A 19,247-nucleotide genomic window follows, 5' to 3' on the forward strand; every position below is an offset into this window, starting at 1 on the left:
CGGTGCGCAGCAGTTCCGGCGAGGCCAGCGGCAGCCATTCGATGCCGATACGCACCGCGATCCGCCCGTTGGCTCGCCCGTGCAGCGTGTTGAACGCCTCGATGTTGTCCGCCATCGTATCGAGATTGTGCTCGTCGAGCGCGATGTCGTTGGAGAGCACGGCACGCATGCCGATCTCGTCCGCCGCCTTCGCCAGCGACGGCAGCAGCCGGTACATGTCGTTGACCGTGGTCACCCCGGACAGGATCGATTCCGAATAGCTCGCCAGCGCCGCCCAGTAGGCCGCCTCCGGATCGAGCCCGCGGATCAGCGGATACCAGCACTGGTCGAGATATTCCCACAGCGGCAGGTGATCGTTGAAGCCCTTGCCGATCGCCGTGTGATAGTGGAGATCGACGAGCCCCGGCATGATCACCTTGCCGCTCGCGTCGATGACGCGGTCGTCCGCGCGCGCCTCGATTTCCGGTGCGCCCGGCCACAGCGAGGCGATGCGGTCGTTCTCGATGACGAGCGATCCGCCGGGATGATAGGTGCCGGCCTCGTCCAGTGCCAGCAACAGGCCGTTCTTCAGGATAATGCGTGCCAAGTCTCGCTCCTTGTCGTCTGCCTCCGGCGTCTTGTGAAGGGGAGGGGGGAGGGGTCAGCGCGGCGTCTCCGCCTTGCTCTCAGCCTTTTGGGCCGTCAGGCGCAGAAAGGGGGGATGGGTGCGCTCGCTGACCGTCAGCCTTTCGCGCGCCTCCGCCGCGATGGCATCGGCGGTCAGTTCGTAGATCGACGGCCCGAAGAAGCCCGCCTCGCGGATAAGCTCCACGTAGGTTTCCTGCGACCAGTGCCTGTCGTGGATGACGAAGGGTTCCGCGACGCCGGGCACCTGAAGCGTCACCTTGCGCAGCGCGCCGTCGGCATAGGTGACGCCGGCCTCTCCGCTCTGGAAGGTCTTGAACCGGACGCCGGTCACGCGCGGGTTTGAATCCAGCACGAAAAGCTGGCCGCCCGGCTTGAGGACGCGGTGGATCTCCTTGAGGATCGCGCCGATCTCCGCCTTGGTGTCGATGTTGATCAGCACGAAGCAGATGATCGCCGCATCGAAGCTGGCGTCCTCGTGCGGAACGCGCCCGCTCTCCACGCGCGCGAAGTCCGCCCCCGGCAGGCCCGGGGCCTTCGCCTTTTCGATCATGTCGGCGGAGAGATCGACGCCGCTCACCCGCGCGATCCCGGCATCGAGCATGCGCCGGGTCACCTTGGCGCCGCCGCAGCCGTAGTCGAGCACGCGGACATCGCCGCCGAGCCGGCGCAGCATTTCCGCGATCAGCGGCTGATAGCCGAGCAGATCCTCGACATGATCGTCATAGGCGACGAACAGGTCGGAAACCGTGCTGTCGTCCCATTTGGTCTTGGTCGTCGCGCCCATCAGTTGACCGCCTCCATGCGCCGTTGGGTGAACAGATGCCGGTGCAGCGGATGGAGCGCCTCCAGCGCCCGCGCGCTCACCTCCGGCTTGCGCGCATGCAGCCAGAACAGCACGAGAATGTCGCGCCAGTAGGCGGGGACGGAAAACCGCAGCACGTCGTCCAGATCGAGGTTGCCCTTGCGGATCTCGCCTTCTGCGCAAAGAACGTCCTCGATCGTCTCAGGGCTTGTCGCCGGCATTTCGGGATAGCCGATGCCGGGCGCCCGCCGCTGTTCGGCCGCGAGCGCGCGGGCGCGTTCCAGATCGGGCTCGTAGATGTGGATGGAGCCGACATGGTGGTAGTAGCGCCCCACGCACACACCGAGGCGCCGGGCGATGTATTCCTGGATGAGCGTGAACGAGAACACGTCGCTGAGAAAGCCGATATAGGCGTCGTTGGCGCGCATGAACGCCACCATGTGCAGCGCGCCGTCGCGCAGCAGCAGCTGCAGGCCCAGCGTGCAGGACACGTCGATGTTGCGCCGGTAGAGATCCTCGTTCGCATCGAAGATCTGGAGGAAGGCGCGCTTGCTGTCGGGATCGTCGTTACCCAGGATGTCGATGACCCGCTCGATCTGGTCGATCCGGTCCGGCCCGAAGGCCAGCAGCTTGCGCCCGTAGCCGGTGCCGGGAAGCGTTTTCCCATCCGCGCTGTAGCGCTTCATGCGCGGCGCATAGCGCTCGATGAACGCCAGATCGTTGCGCCCCGACAGGTACCAGAGCGCCTCGGCGTAATTGAAGACGATGTTCTGGCGCCGCAGGGGACTGAAGCACACCCGCGCCAGCGGGTTGTGCAGCACGGCGGAGAAACCGAGCACCTCTATTTCCGCGTTCCCGCGCGGCGCGTTGTGGAATTCGGGCGCGGAGAGAACCCCCGCGATCGTCGAACGATACATGTCGTCGAAGGTTTCAAATCGGTCTGTCATGGCGCCACCTACGCTTCGACGAGAAGCTGCTCGAGCGCCTTCGGCTCCACCGCATCGTCATAGAAGAGCGTGCGCACGCGCGTGATGGTCTGAAGCCCGCGAACGAGGAACGCGTATTCGACGCCGCGCTTCAGGAGCAGGGTGATGTCCTTCTGCAAGGCCGACGCCCAACCGAGTTCGACATGCGTGCCGGGAGAGGCGGGAAAGCCGGGATAGGCGATGAACCGGTCGCATTTGGCGATCTCGTCGTAATCGATGCGCGTGCATTCGTCGGGCGTCATGAATTCCCGCCCCCACTGTTCGCGCCGGTGAGCCGAATGAACCTCCCAGCCCAACGTCTCGAAATGATCGATCAGCGGGACGAACATCGCCATTCCATGATCGGACATCCGCTTTTCCTGCGGATCGACGAGCGCCTTGAACGGCCCGGCAAGAAATACCTTCATATGAACGCGTCCTCTCCAAATTTTTTTGAAACGAATAGCAATCAAGGAAACAAAAAGCCGAAAGTGTTGTTGGGATCCCTCCTGTCAAAATGCGGATCGGCAGAGGATTTCTTCTGTTCGCTCCCGCCTGATCGGGCCACCGCGGCGGATGGCGCTGTTTCGAACGGCCGGACAAACGTTCTCCGGACAAGCCTTCTCCGGCGCCGGCCGCGAAGACCGGCCGAAGTCGACAGGTCCGCGCGAATGCGTCGGCCCGATTTCAACGCCCCGATTTTCATGTCCCCGATTTTCGGGTCATTGAGCTCATCGCAACAGACAAGCTCATCGCAAAAGAAAAGTTCATCGCAACAGACATCCGCGCCACAAATCACCGGCGCATTTCAAAATCAGACCGACACGTTTCTTCCGATCGAAATATCGCCGGCATTTGAAACGGTCGGGCAGGGCCTGTCAACAGCACGGCCGCAGCGGCAGGCCCAGCATCGACACAGCACTGGCACGCCCCCCTTCGGGCGCGGCCCGCTCAGCGTACGCTTGCCAGGAATTTCTTCGTTTCGGGGTGCTGCGGATCGCCGAAGATCTGCTCCGGCACGCCGATCTCGGCCATGACGCCCTTGTGAAAATAGGCGACGCGGTTCGACACGTCCCGGGCGAAGGCCATTTCGTGCGTGACGCAGATCATCGTCATGCCTTCCTCCGCCAGCATCTTCAGCGTTTCCAGAACCTCGCCCACAAGCTGCGGATCTAGCGCCGAGGTCACCTCGTCGAACAGCATGTAGTCGGGCGACATGGCGAGCGCACGGGCGATCGCCATGCGCTGCTGCTGGCCGCCGGACAGGCGCGAGGGATAGGTCGCGAGCTTGTCGCCCAGCCCGACATGGGCGAGCTGCGTCCTGGCGATCTCCTCGGCCTCCGCCTTGCCCATCCCCAGCACCTTGCGCGGGGCGAGCGTGACGTTTTCCAGAACGGTCAGATGCGGGAAGGCGTTCCACTGCTGGAACACGATGCCGATCTTCTGGCGCAGCTTGTTGAGGTCGGTCGACTTTGCATGCACCTCGGTGCCGTCGACGACGATCCGGCCGGAGGCGATCGGCTCCAGCCCGTTGATGCAGGTCAGAAGCGTCGACTTGCCCGAGCCGGAACCACCGATGATGGTCACCACCTCGCCCTTGTCGACGGTCAGCTCGATGCCCTTGAGGACTTCGAGCTTGCCGAAGGATTTGTGGACGTCGTGGATCTCAATCATTGGACCACCTCTTTTCGAGATACCCGCCGAACCGGGCAAGCGGGAAGCTGATGACGAAGTAGAAGGCGCCGCAGATGAGGAGCAGGAGCATCGGTTCCTGCAGGCGCGTGATGAGGATCTGTGTGGATTTCAGCAACTCGGTCACCTGCACCACATAGACCAGCGCCGAATCCTTCATGACGCCGAGCGCCAGCCCGATCCACGACGGCAGCGCCACGCGGGTGGCGAGCGGCATCACGATGTGGCGCATGTCCTGGCCCCAGCTCATGCCGAGCGAACGGGCCGCGCGCCGCGTGGTGGTGGGCACCGCGTCGATGCCGCCGCGCACGATCTCCGCGCAATAGGCGGCGGTGTAGAGCGAGAGCACCATGCAGGCCACCGTGAGGCCGGAGAACTGCACCCGCAGAACCATGCCCATGAACGCGTTGGCGAGCACGAGCTGGATCAGCAGCGGCACGGAGCGGAAGATGTCGAGAAAGAAGGTCAGCGGCGCGGCGTAGACGGTGCCGAGCTGGACGCGGATCACGCCGAAGACGATGCCGAGGACGGTGCCGATGGCGACCGAGATCGCGGTGACGACGATGGTCATCCCCGCGCCCTTGGCGAGGAAAATCAGGTCGGCTGAGGAAAGCGCGGTGTCGAACATGCTCTGCGCCCCCTCAATAGCGGAACAGGCGTGCCGCGATCAGGCGCGCGCCAAGGGTGATGATCTTGGTGATGATGTAGAAGATCACCGCGGCGATGGCGAACAGCTCGAAGGTGCGGAAGGTCAGCGCGTTCAGGTCCTGGGTGACGCCGTAGAGATCGGAATTCATGCCGACGGTCACGCCGAGCGAGGTCATCAGCACGGCCCAGACCATCTGGTTCGTCATCGGCAGGAACGAGATGCGCAGCATCTGCGGCACGATGATGTAGCGGAAGGCCTGGGTCTGCGACATGCCGAGCGAGCGGCTGGCACGGATCTGGGTATCGGGAATGGCCTTCAGCGCGCCGCGGAAGTTTTCCGCGAGATAACCGGCGTTGTTGAAGGTGATGCCGATCAGGAGCGAGACGAAGGGGCTGAAATGGATCCCGAAACTGGCGATGCCGAAATGCGCCATGTAGATCTGGAACAGGGCCGGGGTGTTGCGGGCGATCTCGACCCAGCCGGCGGCGACCGCCCGCAGCGATCGGGAGCCGGACAGGCGCAGCAGCGTCAGGAGGATGGCGCACAGGATGCCGATCAGCATCGACAGCACCGCCACTTCCATCGTCACCACGGCACCGTCCAGCATCTTCGGAAGCCGGGCAAGCGCCTGGTTCCACTGAAAGGTGTAACCGAACATTGTTGTTTCCTGCCTGGTGCGTTCAGGAGGCGATCCGGAACCGGGCCGGCGCGGGAGACCCCGCGCCGCCATCAGTTCGGGCGTCTTGTCAACGATAGGCGTTCGGAATTGTCAGGGAGGGAAGCTCGCCGCCGACCCACTTCTTGTAGAGTTCGGCGTAGCGGCCGGTGCGGATCTGCTGGTTCACGAACAGGTTCAGATAGTTGATGAGACCGTATTCGTTGCGGTTGGTGAACAGAGCGACATAGTCGGTGTCGAACGGCGCCTTGCCGACAACCGCGATGCCCTCGAACTTGCCCGAATTCACGCTCGCCATCGCCACCGTGGAGGTGGAGACGGTGGCGTCGAGCTGGCCCTGGCTCAAAGCGAGGAAGACGTCCGCCTGGGTCTGATAGGGCCGGTATTCGCCCTCCCCCCACGCCTTGACCTGCTTTTCCAGGGCAATACCTTCGAAGGTGCCGGCGACGGCGCCGACGGTGTGGCCCTTCATGCTCTCGAACGAGGTGATGCCCGACGTCTCGTTGGCGGTCACGACCATCTCGAACGCGAAGTAGGGGATGGAGAAGCCGACGGTCTTGGCACGCTCCAGCGTGTCGGAGGTCGAGGCGACGCCGACGTCGACACGGCCCGACATCAGCGCGGGAATGCGCTCGGGGAAGGGCGTCTCGACGATCTCGGCCTCGACGCCGAGCACCTTGGCGAGGTCCTTGCAGTAGTCGACGTCGAAGCCGATCGGCTCGTTGTTCGCGTCGCGCATGCCCATCGGCGGGAAGTCGAGCACGACCGCGCAGCGCAGCGTGCCGGAGGAAATGATGTCGTCAAGCTTGTCGGCCCTGGCGGCGCCGGAAAAGCCCGTCGCGGCGATCAGGGCCGCGAGGACCGTGATTTTCTTGATGGGGGTGAATTTTGTCATTGGTAGAACCCTCTGTTTGATTCTTGAGCAAACATGACGTGATTTTTTCTTTACTGCAATAAATTTTCATATAAGAAAAAATCTAGCGCAACAAGAAAATCGCCGCCAAGCCTGTGTTGGAAGCCAAGCCAATGGATTCACGTATGTATTTTCTTCTCCTCGCATCCGTGCCGCGCGCCATTCCGACACATTGACGTGAATTTCGGGGGCCAGGGTGCCCTCATCGCAAACGCCAACCGGAAGGGACTCACATGACTTTCGAACCCCACGGAAACCATCTGATCGCAGGCACGTGGACGGGGACCGATCAGACCTTCCTGTCGGCCCCCGCGCACGGTCCGGCGCATGCGTTCTCGCTCGGCACGGCCGAACTGGTGGACCAGGCGGCACGAGCCGCGGAGGAGGCGTTCTGGGCCTATTCCGCAACCTCCCGCGCCGCGCGGGCGGATTTTCTTGAGGCCATCGCCGACGAGATCGAGGCGCGGGCCGAGGCGATCACGCAGATCGGCGTGCAGGAGACGGGTCTGCCGGAGGCACGGCTGAACGGGGAGCGCGGACGCACCACCGGCCAGCTGCGGCTCTTCGCCGACCATATCCGCAAGGGCGACTATCTCGACCGCCGCCATGACGCCGCGCTGCCGGACCGCCAGCCGCTGCCGCGCCCCGACCTGCGCCTGATGCAGCGTCCCATCGGCCCGGTGGCGGTGTTCGGCGCCTCGAATTTCCCGCTCGCGTTCTCAACCGCCGGTGGTGATACGGCCGCCGCGCTGGCCGCCGGCTGCCCGGTCGTCGTCAAGGGCCACGATGCCCACCCCGGCACCGGCGAGATCGTCGCCGAGGCGATCCTTGCCGCGATCGTCTCCTGCGGCATGCCGCAGGGCGTGTTCTCGCTGGTGCAGGGCGGCACGCGCGAGGTCGGCCAGGCGCTGGTGACACATCCGCTGATCAAGGCCGTGGGCTTCACCGGCTCGCTCGCCGGCGGGCGCGCGCTTTACGATCTTTGCGCGCAGCGTCCCGAGCCGATCCCGTTCTTCGGCGAGCTCGGATCGGTGAACCCGATGTTCATGCTGCCGCAGGCGATCGCCGCACGCGCCGGCGAGCTCGGCAAGGGCTGGGCCGGCTCGCTCGCCATGGGGGCGGGCCAGTTCTGCACCAATCCGGGGATCGCGGTAGTGATCGGCGGGGCGGACGCCGACGCCTTCGCCGAGGTCGCCCGTGAAGGGCTCTCACAAACGGGCGCGCAGGTGATGCTCACCGACGGCATCGCCGCGGCCTATGCCAAGGGGGCCGCCCGGATGGGCGCGCAGACGGGCGTGCGGGATCTTCTGACCTCGATGTGCGACCGGCGCGAGGCAAAGCCCTTCCTGTTCAAGGTGTCGGCCGGGGACTGGATGGAAAACCGCGTGCTCGGCGAGGAGGTCTTCGGCCCGCTCGGCCTCGTCGTCGTGGCCCGTGACGAGGAAGAGATGGTCAAGGTCGCGATGAGCTTTGAAGGCCAGCTGACCGCGACGCTGCACATGGACGACGCGGATGTCGCGCTCGCGCGCCGGCTCATGCCGGTTCTGGAGCGCAAGGCCGGGCGCGTTCTCGCCAACGGCTTTCCCACCGGCGTGGAGGTCTGCGACGCCATGGTCCACGGCGGGCCGTACCCGGCTTCCACCAATTTCGGGGCGACCTCGGTCGGAACCCTGTCGATCCGCCGCTTCCTGCGTCCGGTCTGCTACCAGAACATGCCCGCCGCGCTCCTGCCGGAAGATGCGGCCGACTGAGCCCTCGGAGGCCGGCCCGGAAACAGGTGTGCTTTCTTCTCCCCGAATTCTAAGCGCCTTCATGCCCCTCCATCGTCATCACCCGGCGAAGTCCGGGTGATCCAGCGCGTACCCCAAATACTGCGGCTGACAGTGGATTGCCCGGACTGCGCCGTGCAATGACGGCGGAGGGGTATGAAGGGGAGAGAATTGGGGGTGCACAACCCGATACCAGTTTCGGGCCAGCCTCTCCGGGCCGGCTCACATTCCCCCCACACAGGAGAACGGACCATGCGTTCGCGCATCAACATTTCCGTCGTCGGCTGCCATGCGGAAGGCGAGATCGGCGACGTCATCATCGGCGGCGTGCTGCCGCCGGAGGGTGGCACGATGATGGAGCGGATGATCGCCATGGAGCGCGATCACGACCATATCCGCCGGCTGCTGATCTGCGAACCGCGGGGATCGGTCGCCCGCCATGTCAACCTGATCGTGCCGGCGATAACGCCCGGCTGCGCGGCCGGCGCCATCATCATGGAGCCGACCGAATACGTGCCGATGTCCGGGTCCAACACGATCTGCGTCGCGACCGTTCTGCTGGAGACCGGCATGGTGCCGATGCAGGAGCCGGAGACGCGCTTCAGGCTCGACATGCCGGGCGGAGTGATCGAGGTGAGCGCGCGCTGCGAGGACGGCAAGTGCAAGTCCGTCACCTTCCGCAACGCGCCCGCCTTCGCCTCCGTGCTGGACGGGGCGCTGGAGGTCGAGGGCCACGGCACGATCCCGCTCGACATCGCCTATGGCGGGATGTTCTTCGCCATCGTGGACGCAAAGGCGCTGGGCTTCGGGATCAGGCCCGACGAAGCGCGCGATCTCGCCCTTCTCGGCGAGAAGATCCGCAAGGCCGCGCGCGAACAGTTCGAGGTCGTGCATCCGGACTTCCCGAACGTGCGCGGCGTCTCCATCGTGCAGTTCGCCATGCCGTTCGAGGGCAGCGGCAAGGTGACCCGCAACACCTGCATCGTGTCGCCGGGCCGCTCCGACCGTTCGCCCACGGGCACGGGAACCTCCGCGCGCATGGCGGTGCTGCACGCGAAGGGCCAGATGAAGGTCGGCGACGAACTGATCCACGCCTCGATCATCGGATCGCGCTTCGTCGGCACGATCCTCGATGCGCAGGAGCGCGGGGGCCGCACGACCATCATCCCCCAGATCACCGGCCGCGCCTGGATCACCGGCCAGCATTCCTATCTGCTCGACCCGGAAGACCCCTGGCAGACCGGCTACATGCTGTCGGACACCTGGGGCGTCACGCCGACCTTGAGGCAGTGAACGGGTTCTGAAGCAGCGGGGCGGCTGCGACAAAGCCGTCGCGACCCGCGCCTGCGCCGCGCTCGAAGACCGGACCGGCCCCGCAGACCTCCGGCAGGCCGTCGCCTTGCGCAAGGAACAGCACGGAAAGACCGAGATCGCGCGCCAGTCTCAGGCCCCTGTCCCGGCCGAGAACCAGCATCGCCGTCGCCCAGGCATCGGCCTGCATGCAAGTCGCGGCGACGACGGTCGCCGATTGCGAGGAGGCCAGAAGCGGGGCGCCGCGGTCGGGGTCCATGATGTGCGAGAAACGCGCGCCCGCCAGCTCGATCCGGTGCCTGTAGTCGCCCGAGGTCGCAACAGAGCCATCGGCGAGCGTCAGGACGGAATGGGCGGCGCGGTGATCGGGGTCCGGCCGCTCGACCCCGATGACCCAGGGCCGCCCGCCCGTCTGGTCTCCCGGCTGGTTGCCGAGCGCGCGAAGCTCGCCGTCGATGGCAAGGAGCGCGTGCGCGATGCCGAAGGAACGCGCCGTCTCGGCAAGCCGGTCGACGCCGTAGCCCTTGGCGATGCCGCAAAGGTCGATGGCGATGGGCGCATGCTTGCGCACGCGGCCGGTCCCTCCATCGATCTCCAGCACCTCGTGGGCGGGGCGGCGTCGGGCGCCAAGCGCCGCGCAGATGCGGTCCGGATCGGCCTCCTGCCCCGAAAAGCCCCAGGCGGCGACGGCGTCGCCCATGCCGATGTCGAAGGCGCAATCGCTGGCGCGGCCGATCTCCAGCCCCGCCTCCAGCACGGTCAGCATGTGCGCGGGCACCTCGACCCAGGCGCCCGGCGCCGCGCGGTTCAGCCGCGACAGATCGCTTGAGGGCGCACGCGGCGACATCTGCCGATCGATCTCGCCGACGGCGGCCGCGAGGGCGGCACGCAGGGGGGCCGGATCGCATTCCGGCGAACAATGGACGATGGCCGACCACCTTGCGCCCATGGTCGGGCCGCTCAACGCGTGACGGACAAGCTTAGTAGGCATCTTCGACATAGCGTCCTTGCGCCTTCAGGATCACGGGACTGAGCGCCACGGGGGCCAGAATGTCCTCCATGGCGGCGGCGACGCCGGCGGCCATATCCCGCCCGCCGCAGATCATGATGCGCGCGCCCTCGGCGATCAGCCGGCGCAGCGTGTCGGCGTCGCGGCGCAGGACGTCCTGCACGTAGGCATGCTGGGCGTCCCGGGAAAAGGCGGTCGCGAGCGAGGCGAGCCGGCCGTCCTGCCGCCAGCGGGCCAGATCCTCGCCATAGAGCAGGTCGGAGGCCTCGGAACGCGCCCCGAAATAGAGGTGTATGGGGCGGTGCGCGGTGTTGGCGCGGGCAAAGCCGGCCAGTGGGCCGATGCCCGTGCCGGCGCCGATCAGGATCAGCGGCCTGTCGTCGGCGGCGGGGTGAAAGCCGGGGTTGCGGCGCAGGAAGGCGGGAACCGTTTCGCCCGGCCGCAGGGCCATCAACTGGCCCGAGCACAGGCCGCCGGGCTGCTTGCGCACGCAGATCTCGACAAACCCGTCCCGGTGGCCGGAGGCGAGCGAGTAGTAGCGCGGCCGCCGGTCGCCGGCAGGCAGGATACCGATGAGATCGCCGGCCTCGAAGCGGGCGAAACCCTGCCCGCGCAGGCGCGACCACAACGGCATGCGCGGCAGCGCGAAACGAAGGATCGCGGTCGGCGCCTGCACCTCCTCGCCATAGTCGCGACGCGACACGAGCGTCAGGCCGACCGTCTCCGGCGCGCCGCTCGCCCCGGCTGCCCCAGACGCCCCAGACGCCCCAGACGCCCCGGTTTCATCCTCCGGCGTCAGCGCGATATCGAGAACCTGCGCGAGCGCCCCGATCCAGCGGGCGAAATCGCTCGCGGACTGGCGGTCGACCTCGGCCATCGGCATCAGCTCCCGCCACCCGGCCTTGCGCGCGGCCGCCGCGACGCGCTTGGCATAGGCGCAGTAGCGGGGGAACGACCTGTCCCCGAAGCCGAGAACGGCGAGGGGAGCGGCGGGCGGCGCCGGCAGGGCGGCGAGCCGGTCGAGGAAACCGCCGGCCGAAGCCGGGGCATCGCCGTCGCCGGAAGTCGCGGCGAGGATGAGGACACGCTCGGCGCCGGTGTAGCGCTCGGGCGCGAAGGCCGACATCGCCGCGACATGGGGGCGGCCGCCGGCCCGTGCCAGCGCCCCGGCCAGTTTGCGGGCGAAGGTCCATGTCGTGCCGCCTTCCGACCCCACGAGGATGACCGTGTCCGCGTCCTGCGCCGCCACGCCGGCCTTGCGCCGGCAGATGCCGCGCAGGCGGCCGGATTGCTGCAAGAGGCCCGTCGCCGCCAGCACCGGCACGCTCAGCGAGCACAGCCCGAGGAACAGCCCGAGGGCGGCCGCGCCCGCGCCGGTGTGCAGAAGATGGGCGAGGTCCGATATCCGCTCCAGCGTCGTGCGCGCCGTCCAGCTCATCAGCGCGCCCGTGCCCTGGTCGACATACCCTGTGCCGGCGCCGGTCTTGACCGTGTAGACGTCGCGCAGGTCGCCCGCCCGCGGAAAGACGAGTTCGCGCAGATCCGACAGGGGAATATCCTTCAACGCGCCGAGTTGGGCGGGGGAGACGCCGCCCGTGCCGCTGACCGGCGGCAGGGGAGGCAGGCCGCCGCCTTTCGGCAGAAGACCGAAGGTGGCGGCGAAGAGCCACAGGCCGGTGAGCGAGGACAGCAGCAGGCCGATCCCCGCGACGCGGGCCAGTTCCAGGTGCAGGCGCGGCGGCAGGGGGCCCTTCAGAGGTCCGAAGAGGCGGCGCCAGCCGCCCACCCGCCGGGCCGCGAGCAGGAAACCGGACACCGTCAGCATCAGCATGGCGAGGCTGACGGCCGCGGCGGCAAAGCGGCCCGCATCGCCGGCGAGAAAGGCCCGGTGCAGATCGGTGATCCATTTCTTTCCCGGCGCGGGTGCCGCCGGGGCGCTCGCCGCCCCGGTTTCGGGATCGACGACCCATCGCGCGGCGCCGCCCGCATCATAGGTGAAGGCGGTGATTTTCCCTGAGGCCGCGCGGCGGATCTGTTCCACGCCCGGCAGGGCCTTCTGCACGCGTGCGGCGAAGGTGGCGACGTCGGTCGCCGGCGTCGCGGCGGTTCCGATGGCCTCGGCGGCAGGATAGAGGGAAAGGACCGCACCGCTCAGCGCGGTGACGCAGACCAGCAGGGCGGCGACGAGCCCGACCCAGCGATGCAGTGGACGGATCATCGCACCTGACCTCACATGCCGTACGCGAAATTGGCGATATAGGTCCGCCCCCGGACCGGCTTGCCGGCCCCTTCGGTGGTGAGCGGCACCACGATTTCGGAGGGGCTGCCGCGCATGTCCTCGACCGCGGCATCGATGTGCAGCTCGTAGCCCGCATCGAACAGCGCGTCGGCGAGGTCGAAGCTGATCGTCAGGGTCTTGCCCGCGCCGACGCTGGCCCCGGTGATCCCGTTGACCTCGGCCGCATCGCCGCCGGTTGCGCGGTACCAGTCGGTGAGGCTCTCGTACCATTTGGCTTTCGGGCCGGCCATCCAGAGCGAGCCGACATAGGCGCCCTGGGCATCGGTGACGTAATAGGCGAGGTAGGCGCCGTCGCCGCCGTAATCGTTCAGCGTCGTGGTGAAGGTCACGTCCTTCGCCGTCGCGAGGCCGGGGGCGATCAGGATCGGCGCCGTAAGGGCGGTCGTCAGGGCGAGGACGCTCAAGAACCGTTTCATGTATCCGTGTCTCCAGTTGTCGGAAAAGATCGTGGGTCAGTCGACCTGCGCCTTGGGCGCGGCCCCCTTGTTGAAGAGGCCGTTGGCCGGCGGCTGGGCGGTTCCCGACCGCGCCGGGTTCGCGGCGCCGTTGGGGCAGTCTTTCCACTGGCGATAGCCGCCGCCGTCACGGTAGCGGCCCTCGTTGCGGCCGTTTCCGGAGAACCAGGAGCCCCCGGAGAACCAGGATCGATGATGCTTGCCCCCGTAATTATCGCGGTAACTGTCGCGGTAGCCGCCCCGGTGATGATCGCGGTAGTGATGACCGTGCCGCATGGCGCGGTCGCTCCGGCCGCAGGGGCGCTGTTGCGCCTGATCGGCCCGGGGCCCGCCTTGTGCGCCAGCGCGCGGCCGGATCGGCACCGGCGCATTGTCGTCGGCGGCACTGGCCGCCTCGGGCGCATTGTCGTCGGCGGCGACGGCGGCCCCGTTTGACGCCGGATCTTGCGGCGCGGGTGCCATTGTCGGGGTTTGGGCGCGCGAGGCGGAGATCAGAAGCGCCACGAAAAGCGCGGCCAGGATGAGTTTCGGCAGAGCGTGCATGTTGCGTCTCCTTCAGCATTCGATGCTTCCGAAATCGCCTGCACGCCTGATCGCTTCCTGACGGGGGCGCAAAAAACGCTTCAGCTTTCTGTAAGGAAAAGGGCGCACTAGAGCATATTCCGATCAGACTGAGGCAATCTGATCGGAATATGCTCAAGGTATTGATCTGGAGCGGTTTCTTGTCGTTCAGACGATTCCGTCTGAACGGAAAGCGCTCTAGGGTGAGCTGCACTCTGGCGGAGCGGGCGATGCGAATTCTGCTGATCGAGGACGACACGGTTCTGGGCGTTGCGGTTCACGACCAGCTCAAGGCCGACGGCCATTCGGCCGACTGGGTGACCCGGCTGGACATGGCCGAGGAGGCCCTTGCCGCGAGCCCGTTCGAGCTGGTGCTGCTCGACCTCATGTTGCCCGACGGGCGCGGCATTCCGTTTCTGAAAAGAATGCGCGCCCGCGGCAGCGTCACGCCGGTGATCATCCTGACCGCGCTCGATCAGGTCTCCGACCGCATCGAGGGGCTGAACGCGGGCGCCGACGACTACATGGTCAAGCCGTTCGACCTTTCGGAGCTTTCCGCGCGCATCGGCTCGGTCGCCCGCCGCTACGCGGGCAATCCGAACCCGTTGATGCAGTTCGGCCCGCTCCAGATCGACATCGCCGCCCGCTCGATCCGCAACGACGGCCGGCCGGTCACGCTGACCGCGCGGGAATGGGCGCTGCTGGAGGTCTTCCTCCAGGCGCCGGGACAGGTCCTGTCGAAGGGGCAGCTCGAGGAGCACCTCTACTGTTTCGACGATACCGTGGAGAGCAACGCCATCGAGGTACACGTCAGCCGCCTGCGCAAGAAGCTCGGCCACTCGGTGATCGAGACCGAACGCGGGCTCGGCTACCGGCTCGGTTATCGGCCGGGCAATAATCCGGGGCATCCATGAGGGCGCCGCGCTCGCTCCAGCTGCGCCTTGCGCTGGCGATCGGCCTCGCGGTCATGACCCTGTGGCTTGCCGCCGCCGCGCTCACCGCCTATCGCCTGCGCGGCGAGCTGGACATGGAATTCGACGGCGCGCTGCGCGACACGGCCCGCAGGCTGCTGAACGTCGCGGAGCGCGGCGAGCATGACGGCCGCGGCCTGGGCAGGAAGCGCAAGCACCTCGGGTTCGGGCGCCGAGGCCATGGCGAGGGACGCCGCGCGGTCGATGTCGGATATTACAGCTACAGGATCGTGGACCAGACGGGCCAGGTGTTGCTGGCCTCCGAGGATGCCGAGGAAGAGGATTTCCCGCCGTTCGATCACACCGGCTTCGTGCGCACCGACACCCGGACCCTGTTCTACGATCGTGCGCATAGCGGCGACCGGGTCCTGACGATCGTCGTCTCCGAACCCCGCTCGCGCCGCACCATGGTCATCGGCGACATCGCGCTCAGCCTGAGCCTGCCGCTCGTGCTCGTGATCCCGCTGAGCTTTGCCGCCATCTTTCTGGTGGTGCGCCGCTCTCTCTCGCCCATGCGGCAATTGCGCGACGATCTGGGCCAGCGCAGCGCCCACAAGCTCGCCCCGCTCACCGACAAGGGCCTGCCCAGCGAACTGGCCCCGATCGTCGGCAGCATCAATGCGCTGTTGTCGCGCCTGGGCGCGGCCTTCGAGGCGGAGAGAAGCTTTGCGGCGAATGCCGCGCACGAGTTGCGCACGCCCGTGGCCGGCGCCATCGCCCAGGCGCAGCGCCTTCAGACCGAGACCGACGACGCCCGGGTCCTGTCGCGGGCCCGCGATATCGAGACCACATTGAAACGGCTGAACCGCCTTGCGGAAAAGCTGATGCAGCTGGCGCGGGCCGAAGGTGCACGCATCCGCACGGGCGTCGCCGCCGACCTGCGCCCGATCCTGCGCATCATCGTGGACGATTTCGAGAGGTGCGACGCCGCAGGCCGTATCGACCTCGAGATGCCGGACGCGCCGGTCCTGTCCGATATCGACCCGGACGCCTTCGGCATCCTCTGTCGCAACCTGATCGAGAATGCGCTGAAGCACGGCGACGCGACGCGGGAGGTGGCCGTGAGCCTGAGCGCCCCGGCGACGCTGACCGTCACGAACAGCGGAACCGTCATTCCCCCGCAGGAACTGGAACGCCTGACCGCCCGCTTCGTGCGCGCCAACGGCAAGGCGGCGGGCAGCGGTCTCGGTCTGGCGATCGTGAAGGCCATCGTCGAGCGCGCCGAAGCCTCGCTGGTGCTGAACTCGCCCGTGCCGGCCCGCTCGGGCGGCGTGGAAGTGCGCGTGTCGCTGCCCGCACCGGAATGAGGTTCGGGGCGCACAGTGACACGCTCTGATGCTTCATGCCTCCACCGGCGCTTCCTTGTGCTGGACCAGCGGCCGGTTGCCGGCAAGCCTGCGCACCAGCACGTAGAAGACCGGCGTCATGAAGATGCCGAAGAACGTCACGCCGATCATGCCGGAGAAGACCGCAACGCCCATGGCGATGCGCATTTCCGCGCCCGCGCCGGTCGACAGCACCAGCGGCACAACGCCCATGATGAAGGCCAGCGACGTCATCAGGATCGGACGCAGGCGCAACCGGCTTGCCTCCACCGCGGCGCGAACCGGGCTTAGGCCCTCGAATTCCAGCTCGCGCGCGAATTCCACGATCAGGATCGCGTTCTTCGCCGACAATCCCACCAGCACCACAAGGCCGATCTGGGTGAAGATGTTGTTGTCGCCGCCGGTCAACCACACCCCGGTGAGCGCCGCCAGCACGCCCATCGGCACGATCATGATGATGGCGACGGGAAGCGCCAGGCTCTCGTATTGCGCGGCCAGCACCAGATAGACCAGCAGCAGCGCCAGCGGGAAGACGATCATGCCCGAACTGCCGGCGAGGATCTGCTGGTAGGTGAGGTCGGTCCATTCGAAACCGATGCCCTTGGGCAGGGTTTCGGCCGCGATCCGCTCCACCGCCGCCTGCGCCTGGCCGGAGGAGTAGCCCGGCGCCGGTCCGCCGTTGATGTCGGCGGCGAGGAAGCCGTTGTAGCGCGTCGCCCGCTCCGGCCCCGTGGTGGCCTCCACCTTCATCAGCGCCGACAGCGGGATCATCCGCCCCGACGAGGAGCGCACCTCAAGCCGGCCGATATCCTCCGGCCGCGCCCGGAACTTCGCGTCCGCCTGCACCCGCACGCTGTAGGTGCGGCCGAAGGCGTTGAAGTCGTTGACATAGAGCGAGCCCAGATAGATCTGCAGCGTCTCGAACACGTCCGTCACCGACACGCCGAGCTGTTCGGCCCGGGTGCGGTCGAGATCGGCGTAAAGCTGCGGCACATTGATCTGGAAGCTGGAGAACAGCCCCGCCAGTTCCGGCGCCTGGTAGGCCTTCGCCAGAAACGCCTTGTTGGCCGCATCAAGCGCCTGATAGCCGCGCCCGGCACGATCCTCGATCTGCAGCTTGAAGCCGCCGGTCGTGCCCAGCCCCTGCACGGGCGGGGGCGAGAACATGGCGATGAAGGCGTCCTGAATGGCGGCGAACTTGCCGTTGAGCTGCATGGCGATGGCGTCGCCGGAAAGCTCCGGGCTCCGCCGCTCCTCGAAATCCGTCAGCGTGGCGAAAACGATGCCGGCGTTGGAGGAATTGGTGAAGCCGTTGATCGACAGGCCCGGGAAGGCGATCGCGTGTTCCACGCCCGGCTGCGCCATGGCGATGTCGCTCATGCGCTTGATGACGTCCTCCGTCCGGTCGAGGGTGGCGGCGTCGGGAAGCTGGGCGAAACCGATCAGGTACTGCTTGTCCTGCGCCGGCACGAAGCCGCCGGGCACGGCGGTGAAGAGGCCCCAGGTCGCGCCTGCGAGCGCCAGATAGATCGCCATGACCACGCTCTTGCGCGACAGCAGGGAGCCGACGCCGCGACTATAGGCATGGGAGCCGGCGCCGAAGGCACGATTGAAGCCGCGGAAGAACCAGCCGAAAGCCAGATCCATGATCCGGGTCAGCCTGTCCCGTGGCGCGTTGTGGCCCTTCAGAAGCAGCGCCGCCAGCGCCGGCGACAGGGTCAGCGAGTTGATCGCCGAGATCACCGTGGAGATCGCGATCGTCAGCGCGAACTGGCGGTAGAACTGGCCCGACAGACCTGAGATGAAGGCGAGCGGCACGAACACCGCGACCAGCACCAGCGCGATCGCGACGATCGGCCCGGAGACCTCCTTCATCGCCCGGTAGGTGGCCTGGCGCGGGCTAAGCCCCCCCTCGATGTTGCGCTCCACGTTCTCCACCACGACGATGGCGTCGTCGACGACGATGCCGATGGCCAGCACCAGCCCGAACAGGCTGAGCGCGTTGATGGAAAAGCCGAAGACGTACATCACCGCGAAGGTGCCGATGATGGAGACGGGAACCGCGATCAGCGGAATGATCGAGGCGCGCCACGTCTGCAGAAACAGGATGACGACGATCACCACCAGCGCGATGGCTTCCAGCAGCGTGTCCACCACCTTCTCGATGGAGGAGCGGACGAACTTGGTGGTGTCGTAGACGATCCTGTACTCGACGCCCTGGGGCATCGCGCTCTGCAAGTCGTTCATGGTCGCCACCACCGCATCGGAAATGGCGATGGCGTTGGAGCCCGGCGCCTGGAACACCGGGATCGCGACCGCCGGCTTGCCGTCGAGCAGCGAGCGCAGCGAATAGTCGGCCGCGCCCAGCTCGATGCGGGCGACGTCGCGCAGGCGCGTGACCTCGCCGTTCTCGCCGGTGCTGACGATGATGTTGCCGAATTCCTCTGGCGTCTGCAGGCGGCCTTGCGCGTTGACGCTGAGCTGCACGTCGACCCCGTCGACGCTCGGCGAGGCGCCGATGATGCCGGCCGCCGCCTGCACGTTCTGCTGGCGGATGGCGGCGGTGATGTCGCTGGCCGCCAGCTTGTGCTGCGCCGCCTTCTGCGGATCGACCCACACGCGCATGGAATAGTCGCCGGAGCCGAACACCTGCACCTGGCCAACGCCGTCGATGCGGGCGAGCCGGTCCTTGATGTTCAAGACCGCGTAGTTGCGCAGGTAGGTGATGTCGTAGCGGTCGTCGGGCGAGGTCAGGTTCACCACCATCATCAGGTCGGGCGAACTCTTGACCGTGGTGACGCCGAGGCTGCGCACCTCTTCCGGCAGACGCGGCTCGGCCTGGGAGACGCGGTTCTGCACCAGTTGCTGGGCCTGGTCGGGATCGGTGCCGAGCGCAAACGTCACCGTCAGCGTCATGACGCCGTCGGAGGTTGCCTGGCTCGACATGTAGAGCAGGCCTTCCACGCCGTTGATCTGCTCTTCCAGCGGCGTGGCGACGGTTTCCGCGATCACCTTCGGATTGGCGCCGGGATAGGTCGCGCGCACGACGATGGAGGGCGGCACCACCTCCGGATATTCGGAAATCGGCAGGGAGCGCAGGCCGATCAGGCCGGCGACGAGAATGAGAACCGACAGCACCCCGGCAAAGACCGGGCGGTCGATGAAAAACCTGGAGATATTCATGGCAAGCGCCCTTCCCGGAGGATCTTGAAGCTCGTGATTT

The 19,247-nt window shown here is 66.9% G+C and carries 17 protein-coding genes; 4 read left to right on the forward strand and 13 right to left on the reverse strand.

Annotation, left to right across the window (positions count from 1 at the left end; translation table 11 throughout):
* The 8 genes from V2L18_RS19375 to V2L18_RS19410 all read right to left on the reverse strand — a co-directional run.
* A partial coding sequence (locus V2L18_RS19375) for an amidohydrolase family protein (RefSeq protein ID WP_336179970.1) occupies positions 1–586 on the reverse strand: 586 nt, incomplete at its 3' end.
* Between the two features lie 54 nt (positions 587–640).
* On the reverse strand, positions 641–1,411 hold the full coding sequence (locus V2L18_RS19380; protein ID WP_336179971.1) for a methyltransferase domain-containing protein: 771 nt from the start codon (positions 1,409–1,411) through the stop codon (positions 641–643).
* Positions 1,411–2,376 (reverse strand): thymidylate synthase, encoded by a 966-nt coding sequence (locus tag V2L18_RS19385; RefSeq protein ID WP_336179972.1) that lies wholly within the window; start codon positions 2,374–2,376, stop codon positions 1,411–1,413. Before V2L18_RS19385 ends, V2L18_RS19380 begins: the two co-directional genes overlap by 1 nt.
* A gap of 8 nt (positions 2,377–2,384) precedes the next feature.
* Positions 2,385–2,822, reverse strand: a complete 438-nt coding sequence (locus tag V2L18_RS19390; protein WP_336179973.1) for a nucleoside 2-deoxyribosyltransferase — start codon at positions 2,820–2,822, stop codon at positions 2,385–2,387.
* Between the two features lie 523 nt (positions 2,823–3,345).
* Positions 3,346–4,068, reverse strand: coding sequence for an amino acid ABC transporter ATP-binding protein (locus tag V2L18_RS19395; RefSeq protein WP_336179974.1), 723 nt, complete (start codon positions 4,066–4,068; stop codon positions 3,346–3,348).
* Positions 4,061–4,714: an amino acid ABC transporter permease gene (locus V2L18_RS19400; RefSeq protein WP_336179975.1), complete on the reverse strand. Its 654-nt coding sequence runs from the start codon at positions 4,712–4,714 to the stop codon at positions 4,061–4,063. Before V2L18_RS19400 ends, V2L18_RS19395 begins: the two co-directional genes overlap by 8 nt.
* 13 nt (positions 4,715–4,727) lie before the next feature.
* Positions 4,728–5,393 carry an amino acid ABC transporter permease gene (locus V2L18_RS19405; protein WP_336179976.1) on the reverse strand — a complete coding sequence of 222 codons (666 nt, stop codon included), beginning with the start codon at positions 5,391–5,393 and terminating at the stop codon, positions 4,728–4,730.
* 88 nt (positions 5,394–5,481) lie between these two features.
* A complete protein-coding gene (locus V2L18_RS19410) occupies positions 5,482–6,306 on the reverse strand; it encodes a transporter substrate-binding domain-containing protein (protein ID WP_336179977.1) in 825 nt (274 codons plus the stop codon).
* Positions 6,307–6,557: 251 nt separating this feature from the next.
* On the opposite strand from V2L18_RS19410, the gene V2L18_RS19415 reads away from it, so the two are divergent.
* The gene (locus V2L18_RS19415) at positions 6,558–8,075 is read left to right on the forward strand and encodes an aldehyde dehydrogenase (NADP(+)) (protein WP_336179978.1); all 1,518 of its coding nucleotides are present in this window, start codon (positions 6,558–6,560) and stop codon (positions 8,073–8,075) included.
* Between the two features lie 270 nt (positions 8,076–8,345).
* Positions 8,346–9,386: a proline racemase family protein gene (locus V2L18_RS19420; RefSeq protein WP_336179979.1), complete on the forward strand. Its 1,041-nt coding sequence runs from the start codon at positions 8,346–8,348 to the stop codon at positions 9,384–9,386.
* On the opposite strand, the gene V2L18_RS19425 is transcribed toward V2L18_RS19420, so the two are convergent.
* From V2L18_RS19425 to V2L18_RS19440, 4 genes are read right to left on the reverse strand one after another with little or no spacing between them, the layout of a single operon-like run.
* Positions 9,364–10,395 carry an FAD:protein FMN transferase gene (locus V2L18_RS19425; RefSeq protein ID WP_336179980.1) on the reverse strand — a complete coding sequence of 344 codons (1,032 nt, stop codon included), beginning with the start codon at positions 10,393–10,395 and terminating at the stop codon, positions 9,364–9,366. The two genes, V2L18_RS19420 and V2L18_RS19425, sit on opposite strands and share 23 nt — an antisense overlap.
* Entirely contained in the window at positions 10,385–12,631 is a 2,247-nt protein-coding gene (locus V2L18_RS19430; RefSeq protein ID WP_336179981.1) for a PepSY domain-containing protein, read from the reverse strand. The genes V2L18_RS19425 and V2L18_RS19430 overlap by 11 nt, the downstream gene beginning before the upstream one ends.
* Positions 12,632–12,642: 11 nt before the next feature.
* Entirely contained in the window at positions 12,643–13,128 is a 486-nt protein-coding gene (locus tag V2L18_RS19435) for a DUF2271 domain-containing protein (protein ID WP_336179982.1), read from the reverse strand.
* Positions 13,129–13,164: 36 nt separating this feature from the next.
* Positions 13,165–13,710 carry a hypothetical protein gene (locus V2L18_RS19440; protein WP_336179983.1) on the reverse strand — a complete coding sequence of 182 codons (546 nt, stop codon included), beginning with the start codon at positions 13,708–13,710 and terminating at the stop codon, positions 13,165–13,167.
* A 248-nt stretch (positions 13,711–13,958) separates the two neighbouring features.
* Here V2L18_RS19440 and V2L18_RS19445 point away from each other — a divergent pair, with 248 nt between their 5' ends.
* The gene (locus V2L18_RS19445) at positions 13,959–14,642 is read left to right on the forward strand and encodes a response regulator transcription factor (RefSeq protein ID WP_336179984.1); all 684 of its coding nucleotides are present in this window, start codon (positions 13,959–13,961) and stop codon (positions 14,640–14,642) included.
* Complete coding sequence (locus V2L18_RS19450) at positions 14,639–16,006, forward strand: ATP-binding protein (RefSeq protein ID WP_336179985.1); 1,368 nt, start codon at positions 14,639–14,641, stop codon at positions 16,004–16,006. Before V2L18_RS19445 ends, V2L18_RS19450 begins: the two co-directional genes overlap by 4 nt.
* A 33-nt stretch (positions 16,007–16,039) precedes the next feature.
* On the opposite strand, the gene V2L18_RS19455 is transcribed toward V2L18_RS19450, so the two are convergent.
* A complete protein-coding gene (locus V2L18_RS19455) occupies positions 16,040–19,207 on the reverse strand; it encodes an efflux RND transporter permease subunit (RefSeq protein ID WP_336179986.1) in 3,168 nt (1,055 codons plus the stop codon).
* Between the last annotated feature and the right edge of the window lie 40 nt (positions 19,208–19,247).

Source organism: Breoghania sp. JC706 (assembly GCF_037026715.1).
In the GTDB taxonomy this organism is placed as follows: Bacteria; Pseudomonadota; Alphaproteobacteria; order Rhizobiales; family Stappiaceae; genus Breoghania.

Excerpts from the sequence above, each read along its gene's own strand:
- V2L18_RS19380 (WP_336179971.1), bottom strand. The coding sequence starts at position 1,411 with ATGGGCGCGACGACCAAGACCAAATGGGACGACAGCACGGTTTCCGAC.
- V2L18_RS19385 (WP_336179972.1), bottom strand. The coding sequence starts at position 2,376 with ATGACAGACCGATTTGAAACCTTCGACGACATGTATCGTTCGACGATC.
- V2L18_RS19390 (WP_336179973.1), bottom strand. The coding sequence starts at position 2,822 with ATGAAGGTATTTCTTGCCGGGCCGTTCAAGGCGCTCGTCGATCCGCAG.
- V2L18_RS19395 (WP_336179974.1), bottom strand. The coding sequence starts at position 4,068 with ATGATTGAGATCCACGACGTCCACAAATCCTTCGGCAAGCTCGAAGTC.
- V2L18_RS19400 (WP_336179975.1), bottom strand. The coding sequence starts at position 4,714 with ATGTTCGACACCGCGCTTTCCTCAGCCGACCTGATTTTCCTCGCCAAG.
- V2L18_RS19405 (WP_336179976.1), bottom strand. The coding sequence starts at position 5,393 with ATGTTCGGTTACACCTTTCAGTGGAACCAGGCGCTTGCCCGGCTTCCG.
- V2L18_RS19410 (WP_336179977.1), bottom strand. The coding sequence starts at position 6,306 with ATGACAAAATTCACCCCCATCAAGAAAATCACGGTCCTCGCGGCCCTG.
- V2L18_RS19415 (WP_336179978.1), top strand. The coding sequence starts at position 6,558 with ATGACTTTCGAACCCCACGGAAACCATCTGATCGCAGGCACGTGGACG.
- V2L18_RS19420 (WP_336179979.1), top strand. The coding sequence starts at position 8,346 with ATGCGTTCGCGCATCAACATTTCCGTCGTCGGCTGCCATGCGGAAGGC.
- V2L18_RS19425 (WP_336179980.1), bottom strand. The coding sequence starts at position 10,395 with ATGCCTACTAAGCTTGTCCGTCACGCGTTGAGCGGCCCGACCATGGGC.
- V2L18_RS19430 (WP_336179981.1), bottom strand. The coding sequence starts at position 12,631 with ATGATCCGTCCACTGCATCGCTGGGTCGGGCTCGTCGCCGCCCTGCTG.
- V2L18_RS19435 (WP_336179982.1), bottom strand. The coding sequence starts at position 13,128 with ATGAAACGGTTCTTGAGCGTCCTCGCCCTGACGACCGCCCTTACGGCG.
- V2L18_RS19440 (WP_336179983.1), bottom strand. The coding sequence starts at position 13,710 with ATGCACGCTCTGCCGAAACTCATCCTGGCCGCGCTTTTCGTGGCGCTT.
- V2L18_RS19445 (WP_336179984.1), top strand. The coding sequence starts at position 13,959 with ATGCGAATTCTGCTGATCGAGGACGACACGGTTCTGGGCGTTGCGGTT.
- V2L18_RS19450 (WP_336179985.1), top strand. The coding sequence starts at position 14,639 with ATGAGGGCGCCGCGCTCGCTCCAGCTGCGCCTTGCGCTGGCGATCGGC.
- V2L18_RS19455 (WP_336179986.1), bottom strand. The coding sequence starts at position 19,207 with ATGAATATCTCCAGGTTTTTCATCGACCGCCCGGTCTTTGCCGGGGTG.